General features: G+C 71.7%; 10 protein-coding genes. 6 read left to right on the top strand and 4 right to left on the bottom strand.

Annotated elements, in window-relative coordinates:
- Positions 1-42: 42 nt before the first annotated feature.
- The 4 genes from ACFCY7_RS38490 to ACFCY7_RS38505 all read right to left on the bottom strand — a co-directional run bounded on the left by ACFCY7_RS38490 (position 43) and on the right by ACFCY7_RS38505 (position 2320).
- A complete protein-coding gene (locus tag ACFCY7_RS38490) occupies positions 43-495 on the bottom strand; it encodes a nitroreductase/quinone reductase family protein (protein ID WP_376490737.1) in 453 nt (150 codons plus the stop codon).
- Between the two features lie 91 nt (positions 496-586).
- Complete coding sequence (locus ACFCY7_RS38495; protein ID WP_376490738.1) at positions 587-1183, bottom strand: dTDP-4-dehydrorhamnose 3,5-epimerase family protein; 597 nt, start codon at positions 1181-1183, stop codon at positions 587-589.
- 18 nt (positions 1184-1201) lie between these two features.
- The gene (locus ACFCY7_RS38500) at positions 1202-1864 is read right to left on the bottom strand and encodes a sulfotransferase family protein (RefSeq protein ID WP_376490739.1); all 663 of its coding nucleotides are present in this window, start codon (positions 1862-1864) and stop codon (positions 1202-1204) included.
- A gap of 18 nt (positions 1865-1882) precedes the next feature.
- Positions 1883-2320, bottom strand: a complete 438-nt coding sequence (locus ACFCY7_RS38505) for a carboxymuconolactone decarboxylase family protein (protein ID WP_376490740.1) — start codon at positions 2318-2320, stop codon at positions 1883-1885.
- Between the two features lie 298 nt (positions 2321-2618).
- On the opposite strand from ACFCY7_RS38505, the gene ACFCY7_RS38510 reads away from it, so the two are divergent.
- The 6 genes from ACFCY7_RS38510 to ACFCY7_RS38535 all read left to right on the top strand — a co-directional run bounded on the left by ACFCY7_RS38510 (position 2619) and on the right by ACFCY7_RS38535 (position 8777).
- The gene (locus tag ACFCY7_RS38510) at positions 2619-3929 is read left to right on the top strand and encodes an amidase (RefSeq protein ID WP_376490741.1); all 1311 of its coding nucleotides are present in this window, start codon (positions 2619-2621) and stop codon (positions 3927-3929) included.
- Positions 3926-4147 (top strand): hypothetical protein, encoded by a 222-nt coding sequence (locus ACFCY7_RS38515; protein WP_376490742.1) that lies wholly within the window; start codon positions 3926-3928, stop codon positions 4145-4147. The genes ACFCY7_RS38510 and ACFCY7_RS38515 overlap by 4 nt, the downstream gene beginning before the upstream one ends.
- Before the next feature lie 2 nt (positions 4148-4149).
- Positions 4150-5652: a glutamine synthetase family protein gene (locus ACFCY7_RS38520; RefSeq protein ID WP_376490743.1), complete on the top strand. Its 1503-nt coding sequence runs from the start codon at positions 4150-4152 to the stop codon at positions 5650-5652.
- 84 nt (positions 5653-5736) lie between these two features.
- Positions 5737-6531 carry a DUF3050 domain-containing protein gene (locus ACFCY7_RS38525; RefSeq protein ID WP_376490744.1) on the top strand — a complete coding sequence of 265 codons (795 nt, stop codon included), beginning with the start codon at positions 5737-5739 and terminating at the stop codon, positions 6529-6531.
- Between the two features lie 30 nt (positions 6532-6561).
- Positions 6562-6897 (top strand): 4Fe-4S dicluster-binding protein, encoded by a 336-nt coding sequence (locus ACFCY7_RS38530; protein WP_376490745.1) that lies wholly within the window; start codon positions 6562-6564, stop codon positions 6895-6897.
- Positions 6894-8777 (top strand): hypothetical protein, encoded by a 1884-nt coding sequence (locus tag ACFCY7_RS38535; RefSeq protein WP_376490746.1) that lies wholly within the window; start codon positions 6894-6896, stop codon positions 8775-8777. Before ACFCY7_RS38530 ends, ACFCY7_RS38535 begins: the two co-directional genes overlap by 4 nt.
- Positions 8778-8808 lie beyond the last annotated feature (31 nt).

An 8808-nucleotide genomic window follows, 5' to 3' on the forward strand; every position in this document is an offset into this window, starting at 1 on the left:
GTGTCCGCGGACACCGACTGCCGTTCTTTCGTGCGGGCGGCCCTACCTGGGGGTGATCTTGACGATCGGGTACTGCCGCTCGGACTTGCTCTGGTACTTGATCATCCGGGGCTGCGCGGTGGAGATGAGCTTCCACGCTGCCTCCCGCTCCTCGCCCGCGAGCTTGACGGGCGTGACCTTCACCGGCCCGCTGCCGGGCAGTTCGACCGTCGCCCGCTCCGGGTTGGCCATCAGGTTGGTGTACCAGTCCGGGTTCTGGGTGCCGCCGCCCGAGGCGATGCTCAGCCAGGCGTCCTTGCCGTCACCGAACCAGGCCACGGGGGTCACCCGCGGCTGGCCGCTGCGGCTGCCCACCGTGTTCAGGATGAGGACGTCCATGCCCATGAACTTGGCCTTGCCGTCGCGCACCTTGCGGATCATCCGGGCGTTCATGCGCTTCTGCATCCACCGGGAGAACGCTCCGGGCGTACCCGGCTTGCGCTTGGTGTCCGCCATCTCCACCTCCACACATTTCCCGCGCCTCACGGCGCGATATCAAATCCGAATTCTTGCGTTCATCCGCCGCGCCCGCCACCCGAATCCGCGTTCAGAGGACGAGAAAGGGGCGCGGCAGGCACTGCTCGTAGGTCGGCAGCAGGCCGGCGGCCGCGGCCTCGGCCAGGGTGGGGGCCACCGCGTCCTTGTCCGAGCGGATGGGGGGTTCCGTCAGGTCCCACGGCAGTGCCAGTTCCGGATCGAGCGCGTCGACGTCGATCATCGTCCCGGGCACGTACTCCTGCGAGCAGAGGTAGCTCATGCACGTGTCGTCGGTGAGGGCGAGGAAGGCGTGGCCGACCCCGTCCGGCAGGTAGACCGCCGTTCCCGACTCCGGGCTCTGGTAGGTGACGTCGTAGTGGCCGAACGTCGGTGAGCCCACGCGGAGGTCGACGGCGATGTCGAGCGCGCTCCCCCGGACACACGTGACGAACTTCGCCTGGCCGGGCGGGACCTTGGTGCCGTGGATGCCCCGGAGGGTGTTCCGCTTCGACACCGAGTAGTTGACCTGGCGGACCGAGAACTCCCAGCCGCTGGCCTCCAGCAGGGCGCTGGTCTTCACCGACTCGAAGAAGTACCCGCGCCGGTCGCTCAGCGGCTCGGGTTCGACGCGGTACGCGCCGGGGACCGACATTTCCGTGATCAACACCGCTTGCTCCTCGCTGACTCAGCCGGCGGAGACCGGGCCGGCTCCGGCCGCCGCGGCGATCCGCTGCCGCATGGCCGCGGAGTCGTTGGCGTGCGGGAACTCCTCCTGGGGGACGTCGACACCGAGGAAGGCGCACAACGGCTCCCACCCCTGCTTCACGTCGTAGACGAGGACGTTGTCCGCGCCCAGGACGCGCACGACCTCCTCGTTGTGGCGGTGGTACGCCGCGATGGCGTGGTCCTTGTCCTCGAACCGGCCGTCGAAGACGCCGTCCCACACCATCGTGCGCGTGACGTCCAGCAGCCTCGCCTGCCGGGAGCCGGGCTCCGGCGGGTGCTCGGCGCTCTTGAGCACGAACTGGTAGAGCGTGTCGTACGTGCTCTTGTACCAGCCCTCGGCGTCGCGCACCGTGAGGATCACCTTCGCCTCGGGGAACGCCTCGCCGATCTGCCGGTAGTAGACCGCGCAGGGGCCGTCCACCGCGGAGGTGTAACCGTCGTACAGGGCGGCCCAGTCGGGCTCCTCGCCGTCACAGACGATCTTCGCCCACTGTTCGAGGCGCTCTCCGTCGCCGACGATGTCGAACATGTGGAAGCAGGGGCCGAGACCGAGCCGGTCCAGGGCCACCTTCAGGGACGTCGTGCCGGTCCTGCCGAGACCGGCGTTGATGAGCTTCAGCACGGTGCCGTGTCCCCTTCCTCAGCGAAAGGCCGCGGGTTCCTGGCGGGTGGCCACGTTCACGCGGTTCCAGAAGTTGACCAGGCCGATGTGCATGACGATGGCACCGAGCTGCTCGTCGTTGTAGTACTTGGCGGACTCCTCCCAGACCTCGTCCGGCGCCATGTCCACCGGGTCCGTCATCAGGGTGACGGCCTCGGCCATCGCGAGGGCGGAGCGCTCGGCGTCGTCGAAGACGGTCTGGTTGCGCCAGTCCGACACCTGGGCCAGGCGCTTGTCCGCCTTGTCCGCGATGTCCTCAAGGGTGTAGACGCGGCCGTTGATCTCGCTGACCAGCAGCCGGACCAGGTCGAGGGTCGTCTGCGGCACGCCGACGTTGCCGATGACCTCGGTCAGGTCGAGCAGGGGCTGCAGGGCGCCGGGAACGACCAGCGAAGGGTTGTCCATCCGTGGACTCATCGGGTCTTCTCCTGTGCGATTAAGTAGCGTGTGAGTACGTGTCAGTACGGTGAATTACCTCGGAATCATGCTGCTCTCCGACCTTCCCCTTCGCAAGAAATCCCGTTCAAGTGAGGAATGCAGCAGATGCAACGCCGAGACAATCCGTAAGTTGCCAGGAATTCGGAAGATGACTTGTAGTGGTCTCGTGTCAGAGTCCACCGCAACGAAGAGCAGGCAGCCGATCTGCCACGGCATTCAGGAAACACGCCAATTACTTCTCGAAGGTCATTCCACGGTCGCCGGGCACGTCGAGGACGTGCTCGGCGCCATCCGTGGGACGGACCCGGAGCTCGGTGCGTACGTCGAGGTGGCCGAGGCCCGTGCGCTGCGGGAGGCCGCGGCGGCCGACCTGCTGGTCGCCCGACTCGGTCCGGCCGCCTTCCGCGGCAGGCCGCTGCTCGGCGTCACCGTGTCGGTGAAGGACCTCATCCAGACCGAGGAACTCCCCACCCGGCGCGGGTCGTTGCTGCCCAACCACCGTACCGCCGCCGACGCGCCCTCCGTGGCGCGGCTGCGCGCGGCGGGCGCGATCGTGGTGGGGAAGACGACCACCTCGGAGTACGGGTGGAGCGCCAGCACCGTCGGACGGCTCGGCTCCCCCACCCGCAACCCCTGGGCGCTCGACCGGACGGCCGGCGGTTCCAGCGGCGGGTCGGCGGCCGCGGTCGCGGCCGGACTGTGCACCGCCTCGCTCGGCACCGACGGTGCCGGGTCGGTGCGCATTCCCGCCGCGTTCTGCGGTGTCGTCGGCTTCAAGCCGTCGTACGGGCGGATCCCGTACGTGCCGGCGTGCGCCGAACGGCTCTCCCACGTCGGGCCGCTGGCGCGGAGCGTGGCGGACGCCGCCGAGATGATGGCGGTGCTCGCGGGTCCCGACCCGCGCGACCCCGACTCGGGGGCCGCGCCGCCCGCCGCCCCGGCGGCGCTCGGCCCGCTGCGCGTCGGCTGGATCGAGTTCCCCGGGACGTCGGGGCCGGTCCGCGACGCCACCGAGGGCGTCCTGCCGGTCCTCGCGGCGCTCGGGCACCGCGTCGAGCGGATCGAGGTCCCGTTCCCCGACCCGTACGGCGCCCTGGTCGACATCCTCGCCGCCGCGGACGCGCACGGCACGGCGCCGCAGGACGAACCCTGGTGCGACGAGGGCCGATTGGCGGTCGTGCGGTACGGGCGGTCGCTGAGCGGCGCCGCCGTGGCGCGCGCCGAGGCGGCCCGGCTCGCCCTGCGGACCCGGCTCGCCTCGGTGATGGAGACGTACGACCTCCTCGTCATGGCGACCGTCCCGATCGAGGCGTTCGCCGCCGAGGCCATCGCCCCGCCGTGGGCCGCCGACCCCGCGGACCTGCGGTGGCTGGCCTGGGCCCCGGCCGCGTACCCCTTCAACCTCACCGGTCAGCCCGCCCTGTCGCTGCCCGTCGGCCTCACGCCGGCCGGTCTGCCGGTCGGGCTCCAACTCGTGGGCCGCGTCGGCGACGACGGCCTCGTCCTCTCGGCCGCCGGCCTCCTCGAGACGGCCCTCGGCCTCACCCTGGCTCCCCCCGGCAGCACGACGGAAGGAAGACGACCATGACGCCCAGGACGCTCGACGACGACCTCATGCTCTCCGCCGCCGCACTCTTCGGCACGGCGCTCGCCGCGCTCCCGAAGGACGCCGGGCGCTCCTCCGCCGCGCCCGGGCCCGCGGCCCCGGCCGACGACGACCTCTTCGCCCTCTCGGCCGCCGGGCTCCTGTCGACGGCGCTCGGCCTCACCCTGACCCGTCCCGGCGTCACAGCGAAAGGCAACTGATCATGGCTTCGAGATCGTGGTCCCGGATCGGCGGTGAGAGCGGCGTCGGACGCCCCTCGTTCGTGGCCGAGTTCGGGCTCTGGGACGACCGGCAGGCCGCGGCGGCCGAGCAGGTCGAGCTCCAGCTGGACGACGTCGACCTCGTCCGGGTCGTGTTCTGCGACCCGCACGGCCTCGCCCGCTCCAAGACGGTGCCGGCGGACGTCTTCCGCTCGGTGCTGCGCAACGGCATGGACTTCAGCGCCGGGCCGTTCCTCTTCGACACCGGCCACGCGGTCGCCGTCGAGTTCCTCGCCGACGCCGGCGTGGGCGTCGGCGAACTGCTCGGCGCGGGCGACTTCGTCCTCGTCCCCGACCCGCGCACCTTCCAGGTGCTGCCCAGGGACGGCGCCAGGACCGCCTGGGTGCTCGGCGACGAGTACCTGCGCGACGGCACCCCGCACCCGCTCTCCGCCCGGAACGTGCTGCGCCGCGTCTGCGCCGCGTACGAACGGGAGGACCTCGCACCCGTCATCGGGCTCGAACTGGAGTGGTACCTCACGAAGTTGACCGGCGGCCCGGTCGGGAACGCCGGCAACGGCTTCGGCCTCCAGGGCGCGGCGCCCCAGGTCGAGGCCGTGAACCCCGGCTACCAGTTCAACCTCGACAGCGCCTACGACTCGGTCGCCGACATCGCCGACCCGCTCGCCGCGATGCTCGTCCGGCTCGGCCTGCCGCTGCGGTCGTTCGAGCACGAGTCGGGCCCCGGGCAGCTGGAGACGACCTTCAACCCGATGCTGGCGCTCGACGCCGCCGACGCGATGCTGCTGCTCCGCACCCAGCTCAAGCAGGAGTGCCGGCGGCGCGGCCACCACGCCTCGTTCATGACGCTGCCGCGCCTGGACAGCTTCGACCCCAGCGGCTGGCACCTCCACCAGTCGGTCAGCAGCACCAAGACCGACGTCAACCTGTTCGCCGAGGGCGACGGCCTCCAGGACGCCATCTCCGCCGAGGGCCAGGCCTACATCGGCGGCCTGCTGTCCCGGGCCCGCGAGCTCTGCCTGCTGTCCGTACCGACCGTGAACGGATACCGGCGGCTCTCCCCCGAGTTCACCCTCGCCCCGACCTCCGTCGACTGGCGGTTCGAGGACCGCAGCGCCATGGTCCGGGTCCTCAGCGGCGGCAGCTCGACCCACGTCGAGAACCGCGTCGGCGAGCCCTGCGCCAACCCGTACCTCGCCATCGCCTCCCAGCTGCACGCGGGCCTCGAAGGGATGCTCTCCGGCGTGCCCGCCGACCGCGTCCCGCGGCCCCCGCTGCCCCGGTCCCTCCCCGAGGCCGTCGAGGCCTTCCGCGCGAGCGAGAGCGCCGAACGGCTGCTCGGCGCGCCCCTCAAGGAGTGCCTGGCGAAGCTCAAGGACAGCGAGGCCGCCCGCTTCGAGGCCTGGTGCGCCGACGAACTCCCCGGCGGCCCCGCGGCCGAGGTCACCGAATGGGAGCACCGCGAGTACTTCGGCGCCTACTGACCGGCCGCCCCGCAGACACCCCGCACGCCCGACCCGCACGCCCGCACGCCCGACATCCAGCCCCGATCCGAAGGAGAGAACACCATGTCGCGGTACGAATGGGATGGCACCCACCCGGCCATCGAGACGCTCAAGGGCGCCATCGAGCCGGCCCGCCAGAAGGTACTGAGCCACCCGATCTACCACCAGCTGGACTCGGTGGACGCGGTCGTCACCTTCATGGAGCACCACGTCTTCGCGGTGTGGGACTTCATGTCCCTGCTCAAGTCCCTCCAGCGGCAGCTGACGTGCGTCGAGGTGCCGTGGCTGCCGTCGGCCTCCACCGGCAGCCGCCGGCTCATCAACGACATCGTCCTCGTCGAGGAGAGCGACGAACTCGGCGACGGCTTCATCAGCCACTTCGAGCTGTACGTGGACGGCATGCGGCAGGCCGGCGCCGACACCACGCGCATCGACGCCTTCATCGGCCTGCTGCGCGCCGGCCGTCCCGTCCCGGCCGCCCTCGACGAGGCGGGCGTGCCGCGCTCGGTGGCCGAATTCGTGGGCACGACCTGGGACTTCATCGACCACGCGCCGGTGCACTGCCAGGCCGCGGCCTTCGCGTTCGGTCGCGAGGACCTGATCCCGGACATGTTCGACCAGGTGGCCGCGCTCGACGCCGGCCACGGCACGCTGTCCACCTTCGTGGACTACCTCCGCCGCCACATCCAGGTGGACGCCGAGGAGCACACTCCGATGGCCATGCAGATGCTGGCCGACCTGTGCGGCGACGACGCCGCCAAGTGGACCGAGTGCGAGGAGACCATCGACCGCGCGCTCGCGGCCCGGACCCGTCTGTGGGACGGCATCTCCGACGCGATCACCACGAACACCCGTTGAGGGGCCGACTCTTGTGAGGGGAGCACATTCATGGCGAGGGTGAAGGACACTCCTTCCGTCACCACCACCGGACGCGCCGAGCGGATCGCTTCGCGGACCCGGGACGAGAACTGGAAGAAGGCTCCGCGTCGCATCGAGACGTCGGAGTGCATCACCTGCGACACCTGCCTGCGGAGCTGCCCGGCCGAGTTCGGGGCGGTCTTCGACGACGGGCTCAACGTCGTCATCGTGCCCGAGCTCTGCTCCGGCTGCCCCGTGTGCGTGATGGTCTGCCCCGTCGACTGCATCTACGTGGACGAGGACTGGACCGCGACCGAGGCCCGCATGTGGGAGCACATCGACCTGACCGCGGGGGGTACGGGATGACGTTCCCCACCGAGCGGGACGGCACCCTCCCCCGCCGGGCGGCGCTCGCGAAGGCCCGGCAGAGCCGGCGGCCGAGCCGGCTCGGCCGGAAGGCCGGGGCCGCGGACGAACCCGACTACCAGGTGCCGGAGGACGCCGGGTTCCCGGCGCTGCTGCGGCAGACGTGGCAGCGGGCGGTCGACGCCCCCGACCTGGCCACGGCCGTCGACACCCTCCTCACGCTCGCCGGGCACGTCCCGGCGGACATCCAGCTGCGGGCGCTGCCCGTGGCGGACGAGACCGCGTTGAAGGTGCTCGTCGGCCGGTCGTGGCGGGACGACGCCCGGCCCGCCGAGCGGACCGAGGGCGCGGCGACCGCGTTCCTCGGCGAGATCGGCCTCGACAAGAGCGGCCGGCTGGTCGTCCGGGTCCCGTCGAAGGGCCCGCTGAGCGGCGAGGCCGAGCTGGTCGACGGCGTCCTGCGGGTGCCGTGGACCGCCGAGGACCTCGCGGACTACCAGGTCGAGCTGGCCCTGGCCGACGACCGGTGGCACGCCTCGGTCGCCGACTGCCGCCAGTACCTGCTCGCGGCGGGCTCGGACGGCCGCCGCGAGCTGCTCGACAACCTCACGGAGGCGGCCCTGCGGACGGCTCCGTTCATCCTGTACGCGGGTGAGCGGCAGTACACCAACTTCCGCGACCGCAACACGCTGACGGGCAAGACGCTGCGGCCGGGGCACCCCGACTGCGCGCTGAGCACGCTGGCGGCGGTTCCGCTGGAGCTGTGGTCGGACAGCGACGTGCTGCTGGTCGTCTGCCTCACGCTCCTCGTCCGCTCGTCCGGCTACGGCCGGATCGAGGAGGCCAACGGGACGCAGCTCACGCTCGACCACGTGGCGCTCCTCTTCGAGCGGACCCGGACCGCGTACAACGCGGCCGACACCACGCTGCCCCCGGTGCCGGCCCCGGCCTCGCACGGGGTGGCCGCGCTCGGCGGGCTCGCCGACGCGCTGGCCGCCCGGCGCCGGGAGCTGATGGGGAGGGTCCGGCTCTACCGGGAGATCTACGGCCCGCTCATGCACAAGATCGAGCGGGTGGCCGGACCCGTCAAGGACGACGCGGAGCAGCTGGAGGCCGCGCTCTGCGCGCGGGTGCGGGAGCGGCTGCCGGTCACCGGCGCCACGCTGGCCGAGCTGACCGCGGAGCTGGCGGCGGCGCCCGGCTGGCTGGCCGAGCCGCACGGGGAGTTCGGCTCGGGCCTGGAGTCCCTGGTGTACGAGACCGTGCGGGCGGCGACGGCGGTGTTCGACGCCGACTTCGCGATGAGCCGCGGGATGCGTTCGCTGCCGGCGCTGATCGAGGCGCTGCGCGCGGAGGAGTTCCCGAAGATCGCCGCGTGGGAGATCCCGCACTTCTTCTGCTGCGTCGTGCCGTCGCCGGAGTCCCGGCGGCTGTTCGGCGGCTCCGTGTCGCACCTGGCGGACACCGCGTGGGCGATCTCCTCGCGGATGCAGTACAACTCGTGGCACTTCCTCGTCGGGAACCTGCCGAAGGTGCCCGAGATCGCGGCCCGGGACCACTTCGTGCCGCCGGCGATCCCGGACGTCGCGTACTACTCCGACCAGCACCACAACGGCCATGTCGCGGCCAAGGTGCGGTTCACCGTGCGCAGTCCGCAGGCGGTGGAGGTGCTGGGCCGGACGTTCAACGGGTTCATGGACCTGCGGCTGCTGCGCTGCGAGGGGCTGCCGTTCGACGAGCAGGACCTCCTCGCGGCGGACCGGGTGTCCGCGTTCATCGCGCGGGCGACGAGCCTGGCGGCGGCGCTGGTCGCCGGCGGCGCGCACATCGAGGTCGCGTCGTTCGACTCGCAGTGGCACTGGGACAAGATCGCCGCTTAGCGCGGAAGCACCGGAAACCACGTGGGGCCCC

Source organism: Streptomyces sp. NPDC056361 (assembly GCF_042262805.1).
GTDB lineage: Bacteria > Actinomycetota > Actinomycetes > Streptomycetales > Streptomycetaceae > Streptomyces.